18 protein-coding genes and 1 pseudogene are annotated in these 22,360 nt (G+C 37.9%); 3 read left to right on the plus strand and 16 right to left on the minus strand.

Going from position 1 to position 22,360, the window contains the following annotated elements:
- The 7 genes from A5819_RS04840 to A5819_RS04870 form a co-directional block, all read right to left on the minus strand.
- Positions 1-2,697, minus strand: a complete 2,697-nt coding sequence (locus tag A5819_RS04840; RefSeq protein WP_086277255.1) for an AAA family ATPase — start codon at positions 2,695-2,697, stop codon at positions 1-3.
- The gene (locus tag A5819_RS04845; RefSeq protein ID WP_086277257.1) at positions 2,694-3,926 is read right to left on the minus strand and encodes a DNA repair exonuclease; all 1,233 of its coding nucleotides are present in this window, start codon (positions 3,924-3,926) and stop codon (positions 2,694-2,696) included. The genes A5819_RS04840 and A5819_RS04845 overlap by 4 nt, the downstream gene beginning before the upstream one ends.
- A 167-nt stretch (positions 3,927-4,093) precedes the next feature.
- The gene (locus tag A5819_RS04850; RefSeq protein ID WP_086277259.1) at positions 4,094-5,224 is read right to left on the minus strand and encodes a metallophosphoesterase; all 1,131 of its coding nucleotides are present in this window, start codon (positions 5,222-5,224) and stop codon (positions 4,094-4,096) included.
- A complete protein-coding gene (locus tag A5819_RS04855) occupies positions 5,217-6,086 on the minus strand; it encodes a phosphatidylserine decarboxylase (RefSeq protein WP_086277261.1) in 870 nt (289 codons plus the stop codon). Before A5819_RS04855 ends, A5819_RS04850 begins: the two co-directional genes overlap by 8 nt.
- 21 nt (positions 6,087-6,107) lie before the next feature.
- Positions 6,108-6,713 (minus strand): phosphatidylcholine/phosphatidylserine synthase, encoded by a 606-nt coding sequence (locus tag A5819_RS04860; RefSeq protein ID WP_086277263.1) that lies wholly within the window; start codon positions 6,711-6,713, stop codon positions 6,108-6,110.
- A gap of 202 nt (positions 6,714-6,915) precedes the next feature.
- A complete protein-coding gene (locus tag A5819_RS04865) occupies positions 6,916-7,257 on the minus strand; it encodes a YlbF family regulator (RefSeq protein WP_086277265.1) in 342 nt (113 codons plus the stop codon).
- 68 nt (positions 7,258-7,325) lie between these two features.
- Positions 7,326-9,488, minus strand: coding sequence for a transglycosylase domain-containing protein (locus A5819_RS04870; protein ID WP_086277266.1), 2,163 nt, complete (start codon positions 9,486-9,488; stop codon positions 7,326-7,328).
- A gap of 522 nt (positions 9,489-10,010) precedes the next feature.
- On the opposite strand from A5819_RS04870, the gene A5819_RS04875 reads away from it, so the two are divergent.
- Positions 10,011-10,970: an endo-beta-N-acetylglucosaminidase family protein gene (locus A5819_RS04875; RefSeq protein WP_086277268.1), complete on the plus strand. Its 960-nt coding sequence runs from the start codon at positions 10,011-10,013 to the stop codon at positions 10,968-10,970.
- A gap of 471 nt (positions 10,971-11,441) precedes the next feature.
- Positions 11,442-12,302, plus strand: a complete 861-nt coding sequence (locus A5819_RS04880) for an RluA family pseudouridine synthase (protein ID WP_086277270.1) — start codon at positions 11,442-11,444, stop codon at positions 12,300-12,302.
- 126 nt (positions 12,303-12,428) lie between these two features.
- Here the strand turns inward: A5819_RS04880 and A5819_RS19700 are convergent.
- The 6 genes and pseudogenes from A5819_RS19700 to pepV all read right to left on the minus strand — a co-directional run.
- A pseudogene (locus A5819_RS19700) lies at positions 12,429-12,527 on the minus strand (DUF3788 domain-containing protein); the annotation flags it as partial.
- Between the two features lie 9 nt (positions 12,528-12,536).
- The gene (locus A5819_RS04890) at positions 12,537-14,057 is read right to left on the minus strand and encodes a phosphomannomutase/phosphoglucomutase (RefSeq protein WP_086277272.1); all 1,521 of its coding nucleotides are present in this window, start codon (positions 14,055-14,057) and stop codon (positions 12,537-12,539) included.
- A gap of 38 nt (positions 14,058-14,095) precedes the next feature.
- Positions 14,096-14,551 carry an arginine repressor gene (gene argR, locus A5819_RS04895; protein ID WP_086277274.1) on the minus strand — a complete coding sequence of 152 codons (456 nt, stop codon included), beginning with the start codon at positions 14,549-14,551 and terminating at the stop codon, positions 14,096-14,098.
- 702 nt (positions 14,552-15,253) lie between these two features.
- On the minus strand, positions 15,254-16,771 hold the full coding sequence (locus A5819_RS04900; protein WP_086277276.1) for an ABC transporter permease/substrate-binding protein: 1,518 nt from the start codon (positions 16,769-16,771) through the stop codon (positions 15,254-15,256).
- 1 nt (position 16,772) lies between these two features.
- The gene (locus A5819_RS04905; protein ID WP_086277278.1) at positions 16,773-17,723 is read right to left on the minus strand and encodes an ABC transporter ATP-binding protein; all 951 of its coding nucleotides are present in this window, start codon (positions 17,721-17,723) and stop codon (positions 16,773-16,775) included.
- 189 nt (positions 17,724-17,912) lie between these two features.
- Entirely contained in the window at positions 17,913-19,328 is a 1,416-nt protein-coding gene (gene pepV / locus A5819_RS04910; protein WP_086277280.1) for a dipeptidase PepV, read from the minus strand.
- 151 nt (positions 19,329-19,479) lie between these two features.
- Here pepV and A5819_RS04915 point away from each other — a divergent pair, with 151 nt between their 5' ends.
- Positions 19,480-20,331: an NAD(P)H-hydrate dehydratase gene (locus A5819_RS04915; protein ID WP_086277282.1), complete on the plus strand. Its 852-nt coding sequence runs from the start codon at positions 19,480-19,482 to the stop codon at positions 20,329-20,331.
- A gap of 3 nt (positions 20,332-20,334) precedes the next feature.
- Here the strand turns inward: A5819_RS04915 and A5819_RS19185 are convergent, their stop codons facing one another.
- The 3 genes from A5819_RS19185 to A5819_RS04925 all read right to left on the minus strand — a co-directional run bounded on the left by A5819_RS19185 (position 20,335) and on the right by A5819_RS04925 (position 22,260).
- Entirely contained in the window at positions 20,335-20,472 is a 138-nt protein-coding gene (locus tag A5819_RS19185; RefSeq protein ID WP_176271360.1) for a hypothetical protein, read from the minus strand.
- Positions 20,473-20,554: 82 nt separating this feature from the next.
- Complete coding sequence (locus tag A5819_RS04920) at positions 20,555-21,376, minus strand: ABC transporter permease subunit (protein ID WP_086277284.1); 822 nt, start codon at positions 21,374-21,376, stop codon at positions 20,555-20,557.
- Positions 21,373-22,260 carry an ABC transporter ATP-binding protein gene (locus tag A5819_RS04925; RefSeq protein ID WP_086277286.1) on the minus strand — a complete coding sequence of 296 codons (888 nt, stop codon included), beginning with the start codon at positions 22,258-22,260 and terminating at the stop codon, positions 21,373-21,375. The genes A5819_RS04920 and A5819_RS04925 overlap by 4 nt, the downstream gene beginning before the upstream one ends.
- Between the last annotated feature and the right edge of the window lie 100 nt (positions 22,261-22,360).

The raw sequence follows: 22,360 nt of genomic DNA on the forward strand, positions 1-22,360 counted from the left end.
TTATGCTCCTTCTAATTCCATAATCGGTTGTTTTAACTCTTTGTAATAGCTTACCATTTCTTGGTCAGAAGAAAAACAAATGACTTGCTGATGCTCAGAAAAAATGGCAAATAATTGTGCTAGTTGTTGTTTTCTTTGACTATCGTAATGTAGCCAGCCATCATCGATCATAATAGGACATAGGCTACGTTGCTCTTGTAGATAAAGAAAAGCAAAGCGAACAGCCATAATCACTTGATCTCTTGTTCCGGTGGACAACTCATGCAACATAAAACGCTGCTGATCTTCACGAATAACGATCAATTGTTCCTCGTCTAACTGAATTCCACGATACGTGTTCTGGGTTAAGAGCTTGAAATAATCCGTTGCTTTTTTCAATAAATTAGGCAACTGCTGTTCTGATAATTCAGTTAACAAATCCATTAACAGCTGTCCTGCTAATTGATGAGCAGACCAATCTAAAGCCAGTTCTTCTATCTCTGTTTTTAGTTCTGCTTGTTCTTGATATAGTTCATCCAAAGTACCATCTGACAACATTTGTTGGCGCTGATACAGCAGCTTTTGCTCTTTTTCTTGTAATTGTTGAATAGTACTTTCGAGATCTTTGAGCTTCTGTGACATTTCCAACTGCTGTTTTGGTAATTGTTGTGGGTCAATCGTTTCAGGGTATAAACCTATTAACATTTTTTGCAATTCTTGTTTTCGTCTATGATTAGCAGATGTTTCTTGATAGTGTTGGATCTTATTTGGTATCTCGTTGATCGACGTTATTTGGAACCGCTGTAGTAGCGGCCGGCTTTGATCGATCACCTGCTGTTGCTTTTCTTTGACTTCCCTAATTGTCTGACGGGTGTAGGCATCCGCTTGATATTCTTGAGCAAAACGAACTTTTTCCATTTTGTCTGCAAAGTTGCTGATCACACGCATTCTTTCAGCTAACGAAGTTCCTGCGATCGGCAACTGTGCTGTATAACGCTCAGTTGCTTCCGCTAGTTTTGCTACTCGTTTTTGGTCTGCTTCTAATTGATGTTCCAGCTCTTGATTGGTATTGATCAAAATCAAATAACGTGTAATATCCGTACGATAGGTCAACCAAAATTCAACTTGATCCATTCGACCTAAATGGTTTTCCTTGACTTTTTGAGCGATAAAACGCTCCATGTCTTTTTCCTCTTCACGCATCCGTTTCATTTCTGCTTTTATTTTTATCAATTGATCATTCAGATAATCTAGTTGTGATAGTTTTTCTTGCCATTGTCGTTTTTCATTTTCATAGGTATCTTTTGGTTGGTAAAAAAGTGGAAATAAACCCGCAAGCAAAAATCCTGCACTTAAAATAAACGTTCCATATCGAAGCGGCACCGGTAAAAAGAAACTCAATGCTAAAATGATTCCAGCAAAACCACAAAAAAGAAGATTAACTTTTTTTGTCGTTTGGCGATGATTTTTTCGAAACATCTCTTTATTGACCGTTTCAAAGGTACTTAAATTTTCTTCCCTTGTCGCAATTTCCTCTTCTAGCAATTCTAAATCAGTCTGTGTCGTTTGCAGTTTGACTGTTCGTGCAACGATTTCATCCCTCATCTCCTTGACCACTTGTTCTTCAAATGATAGCTGAGGCGGGGTTTCTTGATTCCAGCCCCATTTTCTTTCCAAGGGAAACAGCTCTTCTTGGTTTTGCTGTAAGGATTGTGTCATCCACTTGATCTCAGAGAGGAGTTTATCAATATCATATCGTTGATTCAGTAATTGTTGGATATGTTCTTCTTCTTTTAAGTAGAACTGGTAATCATCTGTCAGATCTTCTGTCTCACTTTGTGCTGCTATACTTTGATTTAATCTTGTTAATTCTTCATTTAAGAACCGATGCTGTTGATAAATTGAAAGTAAATTTTCTTGTTCTTCACGACTTAGCACAGTTAACGTCTTTGACTGTTCAATTGATTGTAATTCTTCATATAATGGTAAATTCATTACCTGCTTTTCTATCAAGGCTAGTTGACTTTTGATCTCTTGTGCGGTTTCGCGTTCTTTTGTTACTAACTGCTCAGTACTATCTAACTCAGCCAGCAGCTGCTGAAAAGGTCGCTCTTGCTGCTCCTTATCATTTACACGTTGTTGTAAACTTTGATAGGCATTCAACTTTTGATTTAATAACGGCTGACTTCCTTTCCCCTTATAAATCGTCTGTGCGTCCTTAAAATAGGCTTCTCTACTGACCAATAGCTGTTGACTTCCTGATAGGCCAAGAGACAATAATGAGGTTTGCAAGGCCTCTTCATTTAGTTTTTCTAATTGGCTAAGCTGCTCTTGCTGAAAAGTAAAGACAGACTGAAATAGTTCTTTGGTCAGTGGATGGATCATCTTTTCTAGCATAGACTCATCGCCCATTTGGTCATTAAAATAGACTTTTGCTTGCCCTTTATTTTGACCTTTAAATCGCTCAACTTGTACTTCACCATACACTGGATGAGTAAACCACAAGCGACCGCCATATGCTGCACCATTTTTAGGTTGATAATCTTTTTTTCTTTTTCCTTTAGCTGGAAAGCCAAATAGCATTGCTTGAATAAATTGATAAATCGTTGATTTTCCAGCTTCATTTGCGCCAAATACTAATTGGTTTTTGGGTGAAAAATCAATTTTGTGTTGCTGCCATTTACCGAATCCAACCAATTCTATTGCAACGAATTTCATGTCTGATCCTCCTGAATGACAAAATCTTCTTTGATTTTTTGATTTGCCTGCTCAACACTACGCTCACGCCACTCTTCATTTATCGACACAACTGAAGAAAACAATGGATTTTGCACTAATTCTTGTAATGTATTTGAAAAGATATCCGGTTGTAAATAGTTTTTCTCTAATTGATTTAATAGCTCTGGAGCGGCTGTGATCATGACTTTTTTAGTCAAATCTTCTGCTACTACCTCTACTCTGAATAAAAACAGTGAATGATTTGTTTGTTGCAATAAACGGTTTTGTAAATAGTGCAGCAATTCACCGTTTTCATAAGATATTTGGAATTCTTCGCCTAATTGCACTATATCTGTTAACTGGATTTCTTTCAATAGCAATTGCCCAGAAGTTGGTCCAGCTTTCAACATCAGCTCAGTCAAACTACTTAACGCTTCTTGCAAACTTCCAGCTTGACGCAGCGAATACTTCTCTACTTGCCAAGAAACTTGAGCGACTGGTTCAAATCGAACCGTTGCATGACCTGCTCCTATGGAAACAATGGCAACCCCTTGTACCGTCCGTTCTTTTTTTGTGTGTCCTTGAGGTGTTCCCGGATACACGATCAATGGATCTGCACTGACCACTTGTGGCTGATGGATATGCCCTAAAGCCCAATAGTCATAACCTTTGGATTTCATCGCACTAAATGTAAATGGTGCATAGTTCTGAGCTCCGTTATTGGTCGTATCTCCGTGATAAACCCCAATATGTATATTTACTCCTACCTCTTTTGTAGGAAAACCTAAAAGTTTATCCTCATTGATCCATGGATGCTCATAACTAAACCCTGTTACTGCCACTTTTTCTTGATTCTTCGTCATAAAATAATGCGTCTCAACCTGTTCCTTTTTAAAAAGAAACATATTTTTAGGAAAATCGAACCAGTAACGTTCTGCTACATAATAATCGTGGTTCCCAAACGACATGATCACAGGGATGCCCTCTTGATCCAAACGTTTCATCTCATCGATAAAATAGGCTTGTGTTCGGATAGATGTCCGACTTTGATGAAAGGTATCTCCAGCCAAAATAACCGCATCTACCCGATTTTTAATGGCTATATCAACGATTGCTGTAATTGCTTTATGGTTAGCTTGTTGTAATTTTTCTGTGATTTGTTTAGGGCTGTTTTTAAGGCCTTCAAAAGACCGATCCAGATGTAAGTCTGCCGTATGTAATAGTTTCATAAGGTCCTCCTGTTCGCCCGATTTCTTTTCCTTAATCATATCATTTTATTGAGAAGCGGTCAGTAAAAAGATACGAAAATTTGTTCGTTTTTCATTTTTTGAGAACGATAAAATCAAAGAGGTCGGAATTCGACTCTGCAAGCCTACTTCCAACCTCTATCAATTTGCTATTTTATAGTTATTTCAATTTGGACAATCTCACTTTGGGTCCCAATTCTCATTGGTGGTCCCCATGTCCCAACACCTGAGGAAACAATGACTTGAGGGCTATTTTCATCTTGACGATAATAGCCATAATCGACCGTAAAGTAAGCCTTTGTTACTAAACTAAAAGGGAAAATCTGTCCTTGATGGGTATGTCCTGAAAGAATCAATTCGTTCTCATTTTTATATTCATCAATATTTGAAGGTTGGTGATCCAAAATGATTTTTGGCAGCTTATTGCCTACTTTTTTGAATTGTTCTTGAATGCTTTTTCGGTCACCAGCTTGTGAGCCAATCGGTCTACTGTCTTTTCGCCCGACAACTAATAGTTCTTCACCTACAACCGTGATTTCATCTTCAAGTAATGTGATGTTCGATGCTGCAACAAGGTCCTTCATTTTCTCAAAGGTTTCCCCTGCATCATGATTGCCCCAACACATATACGTTCCGTAAGTAGAGGAGAGCCGTTTGAACTGCTGCTCAATGCCTTTGACATCTTGCAATGCTTTATAGTTTCCGTCAAATAAATCACCGGAAATAAACACAATATCAGGTTGGCTTTGATTAATTTTAGTAACGATTTTTTCTAATTTCTTCACATCATTGATATACCCTAGATGCAAATCACTGATCAAGACAGCGTTTATTTTTTTAGCTTGATTACTTGCTGATTTATTGATCGTTACTTGGTACTTCATTGTTTTGATTTGTTGAGCTTGCCATGAGCCATAGCAGAATAAAACAACGATCAACAATGTTGAACCTAGCCAAATGATCAGCTTTGTCTTAGTTTGAACAGTGGTGATTTTTTGTGTAATCATTAAAATCAGATCAGTCAATCCGTAAATAACCAATGACAAAAACCAAGCCGATAACCAGTAACTCCCGATTTTACCGATTACTCCGCCTACATTGGCATCAAACAATAATAATGTCAGTAATGACGTAAGTGCCAATAAACCAATCATCCCCCACAAAATCAGCGAATGCTTGAAAAAGGAAAATTGTTCTAATATAAAAAGAATTTTTCTGCCGATATAGAAATTACCTAAAAGAAACAATAGTCCAATCACCAAAAATGCCAACTTATTCATGACTTCCCTCCATTTTTTGACCCACCATTTGACCAAATTTCACAATTGTTTCAAGATTATTTTCAGTATTATTCCAAATTTCTGGATCGATGGTCACCTGGTTTTCCTGAAATAGTATAATTACAGTCGAACCACCAAATTCAAACCAGCCTTTTTTCTCAAAACGATGACAATTGCCGGAAGTTTTTATATTTTTAATTTTCCCAACCATTAACGCACCAACTTCGATTTGAGCAATTTCACCAAAATTTTCCGTTTCAATCACAGTTACTTCTCTTGCATTTCTAGAAAATACTGGCTGGCTATGGATCGCTATCGGCTGTACGGTATGAAAAATACCAACTATTTTCTGATGTGCTGAAATTGTCCCTTCATCAATAAAATAATAGTGATGATAATCATCTGGTGTTAAACGAAAAATGACAGCACAGCCGCCTTGCCATTTTGCGGCAAGACTTGTGCTATCAAGTAACTCCGAAAGCGCGTATTCTGAATGCTTCACTTTAAATGTTTGTTTTTCACTAATTGAATAAACAGTTACTTTTCCATCACAAGGCGCACTGAAAGCACCTCTATCTTGAGATAAGACGCGGGCAGCAGGCTTGATTTCCCGCATAAAAAAGTGATTGAATGACGTATAACTCATCGTTTCATAGTCTTGCATCGACAAAGCATTTTTTTTGATGAAACGATTGATCATTCCTTTTGAGAGTGGACTATTTAAATAGACTCCAGCCACCTTTGTAAGCGGCGGTTGGATAATTCCTTTCAACAAAGTCCGTCCTAGCGGATTTTTATATAAAAAGTGTAATAACCAACTATCCTGTTCAGTAATCCGTTTAGTTTTAAAGCGTCTATTCATCTATTTACTCCTTTAAAAAATTTAGCGAACAAAAAAAGCAACTACTGCTCCTATAAAAGCGCCAAAAGCTAATTTTCTAGGATCGACTTTTTTGATTTTTACTTTTGAAATAAATAAAAAACCAATGATCAATAATGCTGCTGGATAGACCAAAGTAAAGGCAATGTGTAACCGTCCTGCAATAAAAAATAACAATGGAATCAACGCTGCGCTACTCGTAACAGGCAATCCTTCGTAATATTCTCGACAAGTGTCACAATGTTCTTTTCTCTCCATTTCGGTCACATTATAGTGGGCCAACCGAATTAAAGCTGCTAAAATGTAAAAGACAAATAATGGCAAATAAATTCCTTGCGTTAAACCAGAAGCATACCCTAAAACTGTTGGGAACACCCCAAAACTAATCAAATCAGCGAGTGAATCGATTTGAATCCCATAACACATCTCACTCTTGGTGCGTTCTTTCGTGTTTGCAACAAATCCATCAAACATATCACAAATACCTGAAAATACTAAACAAAAAATCGCTTCAACAATATGTTGAGTCAGCGCCAAATACATCCCGATTATGGAAAAAACTGCATTTCCATACGTTAGAATAACTGTGTAATCATAAATACCAATCATACTTTTTGTTCCCCAATCATTTTTTCGTTTAATAATACTATAGCATTAAAAGTATGTTAAATGGGAGAATTTTTAATATTTAATGCTTTTTTTTACATACTATTTTGGTTTATCCCTTATAATAAAATACACTAAAAAAGCTTTAAAATAGCGAGTATCCATGCTGCTTCACTCGTTATTTTAAAGCTTAAATCACGACCTCTTAATCGTTATACAAATCACGGATAGGTGTCATAATAATACGGTTCAAATCATTGACGATCAAACTAAAAGCTTGCTCTTTTTGCATTAATTGATTGATAACTTCTGCTGCTTGAACTTCCGTTGCTAAAGCTTGGGCTTTTTCAGCATCCTCTTCTGAAAATTCTTCACCACGCATTTGTTTTTCTTGTAAGCCTTGTTGGAATGTTTGGAATTCTTTAAATAATTTGTAGGCTGCTTCATCCGCTTTTACATCTGCATATGCTTGTTCTAAAGCTTTAAATTCATCCATTTCACGGATTTCGCGTTCTACTTGATTGGCTGTATCATAAATATTGCTCATTCAATCTCCCTCGTTTCTATAAATTCTTCTCTTTGATTGTACCATTCTTTGATTCGTTTTCAAACCGATTATTCTCCCGTCAAACCACCCCAAAAGTCTTTCAATCCATTTTTGGCATTGTCCCAGCCTTCTTTGAGTTTACCGCCAATATCTTTGGCTCCTTCTTTGACTTGACCACCGATATCTTTCACACTGTCTTTCCATGCGTCGCTATTTCCAGGTGTTGTAACTTCTCCTGCAGGCTGTACGATTCCACCTGTTGCATAGGCATCGGCTACCGTAAATGGCGTTTGTGCTGTAAAAGGTAAAATGCCTTGTGTCTGACTGCTAAATACGGTCGAGGCATGTGTAGCACTACTTCCTTGTAGATAATGACTTTCACTGGTTTCCTCAAAACCTAACCACGTTGCAACTACCACATCTGGCGTATAGCCTACAACCCATTGGTCATTAGTTTTATCGGTATCAAAGTTGGTTTCTGTTGTCCCTGTTTTTCCAGCCATAACATAGCCTGCTGGATCAGCATTAATCCCAGTTCCTGAGCTAAAGACACCTAAAAGCATGCTGGTCATTTGATCTGCAGTATCTTTGGTAATAATTTGTTTCGTTTTCGCATTGGTATTGTCTTCGATCACAGCTCCCGTAGAGTCTACGATTTTCGTGATCAAATGGGCTTCTGATTGAACACCGCCATTGGCAAAAGCACTATAAGCACTAGCCATTGTCAAAGGTGACACACCTGTTTTCAGTCCACCGAGCGCTAACCCATAATATTTATCTTCTTTGGCTAAAGGAATGCCAAATTTCTCCGTTTTTTCAAATCCTTTATCTAACCCGATTTTGTGTAATGTCCAAACAGCTGGGAGATTCAAACTTTCCCCTAAGGCTTGGTACATTGTCACTTCGCCGCTGTTCGTCCGGCTATAGTTTTCAGCTGGATAATAATCTTGCGGTTTGTCTTCTAAAATACTATTTGGTTTCATGCCGGATTCCAAAGCAGGTGTATAAACCGAGATAGGTTTTAAAGACGAACCTGGTGAACGTTTTGTTTGTGTCGCAAAGTTAAAGCCTCGATATACGTGTTCCCCACGTCCTCCAACAACTCCTTGCACACCACCTGTTTTTGGATCAAGCGCAACGGAACCACTTTGAACCATGGCACCATCTTCTGCATTTGGTGGGAATAAGGCGTCATTATCATAGGTTTGCTGCATCGCTTTTTGATAATCTTGATCTAACGCTGTATAGATTTTATAGCCTTTATTCAATAGATCTTCTTCTTTTAAGCCATATTTATTTACCGCTTCATCAATGACCGCATCGAAGTAATACGGATATCTGTAGTCTGAATTTTGATCAGAATAATTATCTGCTAGCATACTGCCCATATCAACACCTGCTTGAGCATCCGCTTCCCCTTGTGATAATTTCCCATTATCTACCATTAACTGTAAAACCGTATTCCGGCGATTAACAGCATTTTCAACGTAATCGATTGGATTAAAAATCCCTGGTCCTTTCAGCATCCCAACTAAAGTTGCTGCTTGACCAACTGATAATTCACTGGCACTAACAGCAAAATATTTATGCGAGGCATCTTCGATTCCCCAAACCCCATTTCCAAAATAGGAATTATTGAGATACATCTCTAGAATTTGCTGCTTGTCATATTTTTTCTCGATTTCAATTGCTAAGAACAGCTCTCTCGCTTTACGGGTCATGGTCTGTTCTTGGGTGAGGTAGGCATTTTTAGCTAGCTGTTGCGTGATCGTACTACCACCACCGCCACCACCAACCATTCCAAAGCTCAACTTCCCGACAACGGCACGCAAAAGACCTTTGATATCATAACCGTGATGGGTCTCAAAATTTCGATCCTCAGTTGATATCAATGCATCTTTGACATAAGGAGAAATTTGATCGATCGTGACAAAGGTTCCTTTTTGCCCGAAAAGCTTCCCAGCTTCATCGCCCTTTTTATCGTATATAACTGTGGATTCTTCCAACCCTTTTTTTAAGGCTCCGACATTGGCCGACTTCGCTAAAGTGAATAGATAAATACTGGTGACTAAAACAACCACCATCCCTAATAGCAAAATAATTTTGTTGATTTGATATTTTTTCCAGATTCGCTTCCGCCAGTGATGAAAGCGAACTAGGTAAGGTTTGATCCACACCCAAAAGCGCTGAAAACCTGATTTTATTTTTCCCATAATTTTTTTAACGTCCATAGTGCTCCCTCTTTATATAAAAGTTTCTAAGCCATTTTAACATAGAAAATTCTTTTTATTCATACGGCTTTAGCATGAATAATGTACATAGAATTTTGTTTTGCCTATTTTAACACGTTTTTCTTTTATTTTTATGTAGAAATGTTTAAGAATACATCAAGAAATCCATGATTTTAGTGGTTAACGTAGAAATCTAAATCGCAAGTTCTTATTTTCGTCGAAAAAAAGTGCTTATTTAAAAACGATTTGATCATAAAAAATTCATATTTCCCCTTTATTATACAAGTATACCAACAAACAACCCTAACAAAACACTTTTTCATTTTTTAACTCCTTTTCCCACTCTTCCCCAAAGAGTGGGTCTCTTTTTGTTTTGGAAAAATTTTCAAGCTAGACAACTAGACCTGAAATTGCTACCTAGATCATAAAATAGAGCCGCTTTAATTGTTATTATAATTTTTTTTATGCTACACTTTTTTTAAATGTAACCGTTCTACCAATAAATAGAAGAGGAGAATTTTTATGTCTAAAAAAAGAGCATTTTTACTTATTCCGCTTTTCTTTTTACTAAGTTTTAGTCTGTTTTTTAATCCGTCGGAGGCAGCACAAGCAAAGACGAACACAGACCCAATCATGATGGCTTACTATCGCACATGGCGAGATGTGACCATGCCTCACGATGCAAATTCAACTTTACCTGATCAAAACGTAACTGCTATGACCGATATTCCAGAAGGTGTGGATATTGTCTCTGTTTTCCATTATGTCAATCCTGGTACAGATCAACAGAAATTTTGGGATACATTGAAAGACACTTACGTCCCTACCTTGCACGCTAGAGGAACACGCGTTATCCGGACGATCGATATTCGAGAAATTTGGAATGTTCCTCATGCGGGGGCTACACCAACAACAGCTGAATATGAAGCCTATGCTCAACAGCTGATCGATACTTATCTTACGCCTTGGAATTTAGATGGACTGGATGTTGATATGGAGTCTAGTTTAACCACTAAACAAGAAGAAATGGCAGTTGGTACATTCAAAGCCTTATCTAAAAAATTAGGTCCAAATTCTAATACTGGTAAGCTATTGATTTACGATACAAATAAAGATAATCACTCTTTGTTTAAAAAAACAGCTTCTTATTTTGATTATCTATTCGTACAAGCCTATGGTCGCTCAGCTAGTTCTTTAGATAGCACTTGGAGTACGTACAAAACATCGATCACACCACAACAGTTTCTTCCTGGTATCTCATTCCCAGAAGAACAAGATCACAACCGTTGGAATGATACCGTAGAACCATATGAAACAAGCCGAGCTTACGCTTATGCAAAATGGAATCCAAAAGATGGACAAAAAGGCGGCATGTTTGTTTATGCCATTGATCGCGATGGCAAACAATTTGGTGATGATACCATTACAAAAACCGATTTTAACTGGACGAAACGTTTGATCAATACAATGAGCGGTAACTAGTTAGGTGATTTTGTGTGAAACTTAAACACTTCTTTAGAAAAAATTTACAGTTTCAGATAAATTAATACACAAAAAATTCATATTTAGTTTGTATTATATATGTATACCAACAAACAACCCTAACAAAACACTTTTTCATTTTTTAACTCCTTTCCCGTCCTTCCCCAAAGGACGGGTATTTGTTGTGAATCACTACGACTGGCTCCGCCAGAGTAGATGATGAACAATACTTGGCAAACATAGTGAGCGAAGTTCCATTACTTGGAATCACCAAACACCTTAGACAAAAACTAACAAACAAAAAAATAGAACCGATACTGGCACAAAGACTGAACAATGAAACGTCATACCCTCTACTTACCTTTCTCAAAAAATCTTCCTTACTTGAACCTTTCATCCCAACTAACTACTTGAACTTATTCTTCCATTTGTTAAACTAAGAGAGAACGCTATTGAAAAGGTGGAAAACATATGGAATTATCCATCCAGTTACCAAAGGATTTTAACGAACAAACAGTCAGAGAATTACTGGAACAAGAATGGTTAGTTCCTCGTAAAGTACGCCATTTTTTGAGAACTAGAAAAAATGTTTCGATCAATGGAGAACCTGCTTTATTTCATTTCCCTGTGAAAAGCGGCGATATTGTTACGTTACAGTTTGAGCCAGAAGATTATCCAATACCTGCGATTCTTTTGGGGAACATCGCTAAAGTGAATGTGCTTTTTGAAGATGAGCATTTAATCATTTTAAATAAACCGATCGGCATGAAAACTCACCCGAATCAACCAAATGAAAACGACACACTCCTTAATCATTTAGCTGCCTACTTAGCACCTAAAAACCAAGTCCCATATGTGGTTCATCGGTTAGATAAAGAAACAAGCGGTACGATTCTATTTGCTAAAAATCCTTTCGTTTTGCCTATTTTAGGCCGATTATTGGAAAGTAAGCAAATCTATCGTCGCTATCAAGCGGTGATTTCAGGGCAGCTAAACGAGTCTATGACCATTCGAAAAAAAATTGGTCGTGATCGTCATGATCGACGAAAACGAGTGATTGATGAACGGCGTGGTGATGTGGCTGTTACTCATGTTGAGATTGAATCTTATGATCTAAAGACAAACCATACCACTATTTATTGTGTTTTAGAAACGGGACGAACACATCAAATCCGTGTACATCTAGCAAGTATTGGGCATCCAATCATTGGTGATCCTTTGTATCATCCCAAACCTAATGGGCGCTTGATGCTTCATGCTTATGAACTGCACCTGACACATCCATTTACTGGGGAAACGATTATGGCAGTTGCTGAGCCCAGTTTGTGGTAAAACAAAAAGGGTATGGGACAAAAGTAAAAAGCACTTTTGTTTCACACCCTAAATCCAAATAAACGGTGGGAGCAAACGGTCCTCTATGCTTCGAGGATCGGAGTGAAACGAGAACCGTAGATGCAGAAGCAACCCCTTCGGAAATAAGCTGAAATTCACAAAAATTTGAAGAGCAATTTTCGTGAATTCCTTCTTATTTCTCGGGGTTAAACACTCCTATCCCAACCTCTTTTACTATTTCCCCAATGCTTCAGTGAGTTTCGTTAAGTCCAACTGCTTATATCCTTCAAAGAAACTAGCCAATTCTTCTAAAACTTTTTGATTCATTCCAGCTTGATCATTTTCAACTTGCAAAACTAACAATGGTTCATGTAAACTCATCCTTAGTAAGAACCAGCCACTGCCATACTCATCATAAACATTCACTCGAATGCCTTCATGGTTTTCAGGATCGACTTTCATGCCTCGTTGACTCCCGGCAAAACCACTCAAATTTCGAATTACTTGTTCACCATAATCACGGACATTTCCTGCTAGAATTTCAAAACGTAATTCTTGAGTTTCTGCTGGTTGTTTTAATGAACTGATCAAATCACCGAGTGTTAAGCCTTCTTTTTTTAATGTAGGTAACAGCATCAGAATTTTAGCAATAACATATGCGCCATCATCTAAATAATAGTTTTCTTTAAAGGCTGCGTGTCCACTTGTTTCAATTGCTAATTGGGTATCGATTCCCTCATCATTAAGTTCAATCATTTTGTTGATCACATTGCGGTAACCAGAGATATAGCGCACTTGTTTGCCACCTTTTGATTCTATAAACTCTTTCAGATGGCTTGAAGTTGGTGAGTTTGTCACAATACTGCTGCCAGGATTTTCAGCCAAGACAATCGTTGCTAAGACAGCTATCAAATTATTTCGGTTGATGACTTCGCCTGATGCATCTACCACTGCTGAGCGGTCCACGTCCGTATCAAATATCACTCCTAAATCAGCCTTGTTTTTCAAAACAGCTTGTTGGATGCTTGCCATTGCTTCTTTATTATCAGGATTAGGAATATGATTAGGGAACATACCGTCAGGTTCTAAAAATTGCGAACCTGTAATGTCTGCGCCAAGTTTTGCTAAGACTTTTTCCGCAAAGAAACCACCCGCGCCATTACCAGCATCGACTATGATATGAAAACCAGATAAAGGTTTTTCTTCTGTCGTTTTCATGCCTTTACGAATTTTGTCGGTTAAATCAGCAGAGTACTCCTCTAAAACCGAGTATTTTGTTACTGAGCCTTTTTCTGTAAGTGCCGGTCCGTCAGCGTGTTCTAAGATATAGGCAATATCCGCTTTTTCTGCACCACCAGATTTAGTGAACAGCTTCAATCCATTAAAATAATACGGCAAATGACTAGCTGTGATCATAATTGCGGCATCACAATCATATTGTGGAAATTGCGTAGCCATAAACATAGCTGGTGTTGTCGCTAAACCAAAGTCTAAGACTTCGACATTTTGCTCAACAAAGCTATCGATCAAAGCTAGTCTCAAACTATCTGCTGAAATTCGGCTATCATGACCGATACCGATTTTCAATTTTCCCGATTGATGTTTTTCAGCTAAATTTTTTTCATCACGGAGCCAATGAACCATTCCAACTGCAATTTTCCCGACTTGCGCTGGTGTTAAGTTCGCTGTTTTTTCCTCATGCTCGACTGCTATTCCTCTTATATCCGACCCGTTTTGTAACGTTTTCAAATCCATGTAACCAAATCTCCCTTCATTTTTTGATTAGTTCTATTTTAATCGATCATTGCTTCAAAACGTTCAACGATGGCGATTGCGTCATCTTCCGAACGAGCAATAATAATGATTGTATCAACACCTGCGACCGTTCCTGCAATTTCTTCATAACTGACTTCATCTAAAAAATTAGTGACGACATCTGCTGCGCCCATATCTGTATGGACAATGACCATAAATTGAACCCGCTCCATGCGAATCACTGAATCCTTCACAGATGCTTTTAGTTTTTCCTCACTGCTAGATGCTTGTTGTTGAGAGAATAGAGCATACTTCACTCGACCATCTGAGCCGTGCGTTTTAACGATACTCATTTCACGCACATCTCTTGAAACAGTTGCTTGGGTTGCTTTGACACCAGATTGTTCAAGAAGTGCAATCAGGTCGTCTTGGGTTTCTATTTCATTTTCTGTGATCAGTTGCTTGATCAACCGTTGTCGGTCTGCTTTTTTCATGGTTACACTTCCTGTTTTGGTTATTTTCTTTATTATAGCGAAAGTTTGGGAAATTTGCATTTCTTTTTGGTAAAAATTACTTTATTATGAGAAAAGTTGGGTATGATAATAAAAAAAGCTTCAAATCCATTGAGTTATAGGACTTGAGACTTTATTTCATATTACCCAAATTCGTAGCATTCGATTGGCAGGTTCTTATCTAGGATTGATTATTTATCCTTTACCATTTTGTAAAACATTCAATATATTATCGATGCAATTTTTAATATACTATAACTAGTTGAATTACGGCTGAAGCTCTGAAAAAGGAGTTGATGCCATAAAGATATGTCTTTATCGCTTTTGTCCTGCTTTATTTCTTAGGAAAAGCGGTCCTTGAGAGATTTGCTAAAAGACATCGCTTCGAAAATAGTTGTCACGCTTGTGGCTTACTATATTGTTGAAGTGATTAAAATCTTTGTCACTTCTATTTTTGAGTAAAAAAAGACCACTATCTGCTCAGCTAAAGTAAGATAGTGGCAATTCGTCTTATCGAGCTTTAGTCAGAACTCAACTAAAGAGTCAGTGTTATCAACACTGGCTTTTTTTGCGGTCACACTTAAGTGCGATTGCTTTCTCCTTTATTATACCTTATAACGTATAATAAACACAACATAAGAGATAGATAGCTCTCTTATGTTGTGCCCTCTCATCTATCAATTACTATTTTCCCAACATCCCATGCTCCACCAAATAATCATGCGCAACGGTCGCTGGATCTTTTTGCTCCACATTCACTTGGTAATTCATCTCACTCATTTCTTCTTCCGTGATCTTACCAACTAAAGGCTGCAATAATTCTTTTAATTCCGGGTATTTCTCAAGCGTTTCAGCTTTCAGTAATGGCGCACCTTGATACGGTGGAAATAGCTGTTTATTATCTTTTAAAATCACCAAATCATATTGCTTCAATTCACTATCAGTCGAATAGGCATCTACCACATTCACATCTCCATTATTGATTGCTTGGTAACGTAACGATGGTTCCATTGACTTCACATCTAAATTCAAGTTATACAATTTTTGCAATCCTTTATAGCCATCTTCACGATCGATAAATTCTAGTGTAAAACCAGCTTTTAACTGACTTTCGACTTTTTTCAAGTCTTCAATTGTTTTCAGCCCATTTTCTTCTGCAAATGATCGTTTGACTGCCACCGCATAGGTATTTTGATAACGCATTGGTTCGAGGTAATCCATATTTTCTTGTGTCTTGATTTGATCTCGTGCGTATTCATACACTTCTCTCGGATCATTCGATGTGTTTTTGTTGTCCTTCAAAAATGTTTCAAGTACAGTTCCTGTAAATTCAGGGTAGATATCGATTTCACCAGATTTTAGTGCGTTAAATAAGAAACTGGTTTTCCCAAAGTTTGATTTTAAGTTTACGTGGATATCGCTATTTGCTTCAATTAATTCTTTATACATGTTGATCAGGATATCTGGTTCTGCACCTAATTTTCCTGCAACAGTGATTTCTTTTTGTTCTGCTTCTTGATGGGTATAGACAAATGAACCCACTAATAAAGCAAGTAACACCATAAATGCAGCTACAATTCGTTTCACTGTGGCTTTCTCCAATAAATGGATTCCAAAGTTAAACAAGACTGCTAAAACAGCGGAGGAAATTGCCCCAATCAAGATCAGGTACACATTGTTTCGGTCGATCCCGAGTAAAATGAATGTTCCAAGACCTCCTGCACCAATCAAAGCAGCTAACGTTGCCGTCCCAATGATCATCACGGTTGCTGTACGAATACCTGAAATGATGTACGGCAACGCTAACTGCAACTCAAACTTGATTAGTTTCTCCCTCTTATTCATACCAAAAGCTTCGGCTGCTTCCTCCAACGAAGGATCAATTTCAGTCAAACCTGTATAGGTATTTTGTAAAATTGGAAACAGAGCGTAAATCACTAACGCCACAATAGCTGGTGGACTGCCAATCCCAATAACTGGAATCAATAATCCTAATAAAGCGAGTGACGGAATCGTTTGGAAAATCCCCGTAATTTGCAGAACAAATTCAGCGACTTTTTTGTAATTCGTTAGTAGAATTGCTAACGGAATTGCGATAAGAATCGCAATCAATAATGACAATAACGATAGTTGGATATGTTCGACGACCGCTTGAATAAAGTCTTCTTTACGGGCGATGAATGTTTCGATCAGTTTTCCCATATTATTGATCACCTTCTATCTTTGTCTCTAAAAAGCGTAAAATCGTTCGATCTGTGATTTCACCGATTGGACCATCTTCATCGACTAATACAACGGTTTTTCCTGCTACAAGTAAACGAATCACCGTTGGTAAATCTGTTCCTACAGTCACAGTGGTTTCACTCTCAACTTGTCCATCCTCTACAAACCCAGCGGCTACTAAATCCTCTGCACAATAATTCTCCAAATTGGTATGCTCATGTTGAAAGAACTGCGCCACAAATTCATTGGCCGGATGACTTTTGATGGCTTCTGGCGTATCTGTTTGAACGATTTTACCGTCTTTCATCACGCAAATTCGATCACCTAAAAGTAGAGCCTCATTCATATCATGGGTTACAAAAACAACGGTGCTAGCTAATTCCTTATGCAGCTCTTTGATCAACAATTGTAATTGCCCTCTTGAAATCGGATCTAAAGCACTGAACGGTTCGTCCATTAAAATAATATCTGGTTTGGCTGCAATCGCTCGTAAGATTCCGATCCGTTGTTGCTCGCCACCAGATAATTCAGCTGGTTTTCGATGGAGGTATTCTTCTGGCGGTAAGCTTACTTTTCTTAGTAATTCTTCCGTTCTTTCCCGTCTTTTGGCCTTGCTCCAATGTTTCATTTCTGGAATCAACTCGATGTTTTCAGCGACAGTCAGATTGGGAAATAGTGCGATTTGTTGCAGCACATAGCCAATCGTTAACCTTAGTTCTTTTAAATTGTACTCAATCAGTCTTTGATCATTAAAATAGATATCTCCATCCGTTGGTTCGATCAACCGATTGATCATTTTTAACGTAGTTGTTTTTCCACTCCCACTTGGTCCGACTAGTACAAAAAATTCACCGTCTTCAATTGAGATATCAAAGTCTTCTAACACTAATTGATCATTGTACCTTTTGGAAACCTTTTGAAAATTAATCATCTATTCACCTCATTTTTTCTTATATGCATGTCTTATTTATCTTTCGTCAAACTTTCACTATTTTTAAGTATGTTTATAAGTATACTTGAAAATGTTATTTGTTTCTAACGACTTGTTTCTATTGTACAGAAAAAAACCTGACAACTGTCTGTCAGGTTTTCTGAATTTTTTAGATTAATGTGGTGAAGTTTATTTCGCCAAACGATAAATCGCATCCGCATAAATAGCTGTCGCACGGAATAAATCATCCAATGCCATAAACTCATTGGCTTGGTGCATTGTATCTGTATAGCCTGGAAACATTGCGCCATATGCCACACCACGTTTTAGTAAACGTCCGTACGTTCCACCACCGATGATTTGTTCATGACCTTTTTGGCCAGTATGATCTTCGTAAACTTGTAATAACGTTTCAACCAATGGATCATCTGCAGGTACGTAATGTGGTTCTTGATTACGTCCACCTTGTGTGGCCATTACATTTTCACCCACTGTTTTTTGTACTTTTTCTTGTAATTCTTCTGCTGATGTCCCTTTTGGATAGCGGAAGTTTAATGTCACTAAGCTATTTTCTGGGTTAGCAGAATCAAAGTTCACAATACCAGCATTCATTGTTAATTTGCCCATTTTTTCATCTTCAAATGCAGTTCCTAATTTTTCACCGTAGAAATCTTCGTGAACGAATTCTGCTAATGTATTGATGAAGCTATATGCGCCTTCAGCAAAGCTGTAATTATTTAAGAACGTTGCTAAGAATGTAGCAGCGTTAATTCCTGATTGTGGACTAGCACCATGTGCACCTTTACCAACAACATGGAAGGTAACTGTTTGATCTGAAAGTTTCGCATGTCCTGAAATTTTTTGTTCTTCTTTAATAAATGTTTCAAATGACGCTGTTAAAGATGCTGCATCATCTGCTGAAGCTGCTGTTACGATTGCCGTTGCAGTTCCAGGAACCATATTTTCACGTAAGCCAGATTTAAAGCTAACTAATTGATAGTCCACGCCGTTTCCGCCTTTGAAAGTTAAGCGGATCGTTACGTTTCCTTTTTCACCATTGATGATTGGGAATTCTGCATCTGGTGAGAAACCAAAGTCAGGTTTTTCTTCATGTTTGAAGTAATAATCCATATCACCCCAGCCGCTTTCTTCGTCACTACCTACGACAAAACGAACTTTTTTAGACAAAGGTAATCCTAAATCTTTGATGATTCGTAATGCATAATAAGCCGCCATACTTGGCCCTTTGTCATCACTTGAACCACGGGCAAAGATTTTTCCATCTTTGATCACAGGCTCATAAGGATCAGTATCCCAACCGTCACCAGCAGGAACCACGTCCATATGTCCGAAAACCCCTAATGTTTCATCCCCTTCACCATATTCGATGTGTCCAGCGTAGTTATCAACGTTTTTTACAATGAAGCCATCGCGCTCACCATAAGCTAACATATGTTTTAAGCCAGCAACAGGTCCTGGTCCGAATGGTGCGTCTGGTGTTACTTTTGAGTCATCACGCTCACTATTGATACGTAATAAGTTTTGTAAATCTTCTAATAGCGCATCTTTACGTGCGTCTACTTCTTTTTGCCAATCAATTGTCATTTTTTAGTCACTCCAATTCATTATTCTACCTCCCCATCATACCACTAACTGGCTTAAAAGAAAAAGGCGGGAACAGTTTTTTCCGTAATATTTTGTGCTTGCTTCGAAACAGATTTATACTGAGGGTAAATCCCTCAAGGAGGACATTCATATGCAGGAACTCTCACAAAAAAATTTGAGTGCGGTGATCCGTTCTCGGCCGAAAAATTCTCACAAAGGAACCTTTGGACGAGCGGTATTGATCGGTGGAAATGAAATGTATGGCGGAGCCATCATGATGAGTGCAGAAGCATGTGTCAAAGCAGGCTGTGGGTTAACCTCCGTCGTTACAGCCGAAAAGAACCATACGGCACTTCATGCTCGTTTGCCTGAGGCGATGGTACTAGATTGGACACTTATAAATGGACTAACGGATTTACTTGATACAGCAGATGTGATTTTGATTGGACCTGGGTTAGGTCTGACTTCTCATAGTCAGCAACTCTTAGCGTTCGTTTTACAGCAGCAAAAACCTGAACAATGGCTCGTGATCGACGGATCTGCCATTACTTTATTTGCTCAACATCATTACGCGTTGAAGTATCCAAAACAAGTCGTATTCACGCCCCATCAAATGGAATGGGAGCGGCTAAGTAGGCTTAAAATAGACAACCAAACCGTTGTACAAAATCAAGCTGTACAAAGACAATTAGGTGCCACAGTGATCTTAAAGAGCCATCGAACAGAAATCTATACGACCAATGCTCAATTCAAAAACCCACTAGGAACGCCTGCAATGGCAACTGGCGGAATGGGGGATACTTTAGCTGGAATGATTGCTGGCTTTCTTGCTCAATTTGACGATAAAGAGGCTGCTATTTGCGCGGCAGTTTATCTCCACAGTTTGATTGGTGAGACGTTAGGAATAGAACATTACGTGGTTTTGCCCACCGAAATCAGTCAGAATTTACCTTATTATATGAAACAGTTTGAAAACACACAGAATAAAGCAGAAGAAAAATGAGGATCATTTTTCTTCTGCTTTATTTTCTAGAAATCCAGTTTGTAAAATCCCCATATACGTCTCTGCCCGTTTTACTAAAAATTCTATTTGGTTGATCTCTGTCACGTCTAGATCCCTATTTATAAACTGTATACTTTTCATATAAAGTTGATCCAATACACCCAAAACTAACTGGACGATATCTTTCGGTCATATTTTTGTTGATCGATGTTGATGTTTTGCACTAGACTTTCAGATCCTTCCGTTGGTAAACCATGTAAGTTCCTCCTAGGAATAACAGAATCAACACACTCAACAATAATACATTACCTCTAGATAAGCCTTTATCTAATAAATTACTTGGGATACCCATATGGGTTGGAGAAATTGTTTTCGCCCAACTAAAAGAGTCATTCAAATCAGAAAAAATCCCGATCAAATAAAACCCAAACACAATCCCTAAAGAAACACTGGTGCTTTGTTTGCTTGATTTTAAAAAGGTTGAGACAAAAAAGCCTAACGCTAAGAAAAACAGTAAAATCAAACTTTCTTGCATGAAGATTTTACTGATTTCTTTGGTTATCGTTGCGACCGAATCGGTTGATTGACGGTATAGCAAGGTTGAGCCTAGCGATACACCAAATGAGCACAACCAAAAGATAGCCAAAATGAGTAGGTTCACTCCAACTTTACTCGTCACAATTTCTCTACGTGTCACAGGTTGGGCATATAAAAATTCAATAGTGCCATCCGTCTCTTCTTTGATCAATGCCTGGCTGCCTAGCATCATTGCGTAAATCGATGCAGCTAAAAACATATACTGAAAATAATAGGCAAAGAAACCTGCAGCAACTAAAAAACTTGCTTGACCATTTACACTAATATTAAAAGTTTTTAAAAGCGCCGGCGATAACCCATCTAGTTTTGCTCCTAAAAGATCTTCCATAGCTGAACTATGCATTTGCGGATAGACAGCGCTGAAGCCAAAAATTATCACAGCAAATAAGATCGTCCAAATGATTAATCCTTTAATGAGTCCTTTGCTTTCGATTTTAGCTGTGATCATTTCACTACCCCTCCTTCATACAACGCCATAAACTGATCTTCCAGTTCTGGGTTTGTAACCGTAAAATCTTGAATCGACGCATCTGCTAATAAGGGTAAAATTTCTCGTAAATCTCCTTCGAACAATAAACGAGTCTCATTTCCTTGATGTTTTAAAATTGCTGCGCCCATTTTTTCAAATAAAGATAATGGAATGTGGTCGCCGATCAATGTAATCACTTTACCTAGAGATTTTTCTTTTGTAATATCTTGAACAGTGATGATTTTCCCTTCACGAATAAAGGCGGCTCGATGTGCATGCTGTTGAACTTCGTTTAAATCGTGGCTAGATAAAAAGATCGTCATCCCTTGTTGATTGTATTTTTCCAACTCTTCAAATAAACGATGTTGCATCAATGGATCTAACCCGTTCGTTGGTTCATCTAAAATCAACAATTCTGGATTAGGTAAAATTCCTGCTGTTATCGCGATTTTCTTTTTATTTCCTAAAGATAATTCAAACATTTTCTTCTTCGCATCAATATCAAATAACTCAATAAAATAAGCAATTTGCTTTTTGCTTTCTTTTACTTGATGAAACGCAGCGATATATTTAAGTACTTCAAGAGTAGTCATATTAGGATAAAAACGAACATCACTAGAGACATATCCCGTCCGCTTACGAATTTCTTTTACTTCTTTGATACTATCTAATCCAAGTAACGTAGCGGTTCCATGATCTGGATAAATAAAATTCAGCATGGTTTTAATCGTCGTTGATTTTCCTGCACCGTTTGGACCGATGAAACCGTAGATTTCCCCTTTTTCTACAGACAATTCTACTTGATCGATAGCTGGTTGTTTTTTATATAATTTCGTTAATCCTTTGAGTTCAATAGCATTCATTTTATCACTTCTCCTCAATATAAAAGCGTAACGGGTTCGTCCAACTCTGAAAGAAAAATGGGAAAATATGAGGGTGACGTTTTTTACCACAATCAGATTT

This window comes from Enterococcus sp. 7E2_DIV0204, from assembly GCF_002140855.1.
GTDB classification, from domain to species: domain Bacteria; phylum Bacillota; class Bacilli; order Lactobacillales; family Enterococcaceae; genus Enterococcus_L; species Enterococcus_L lemimoniae.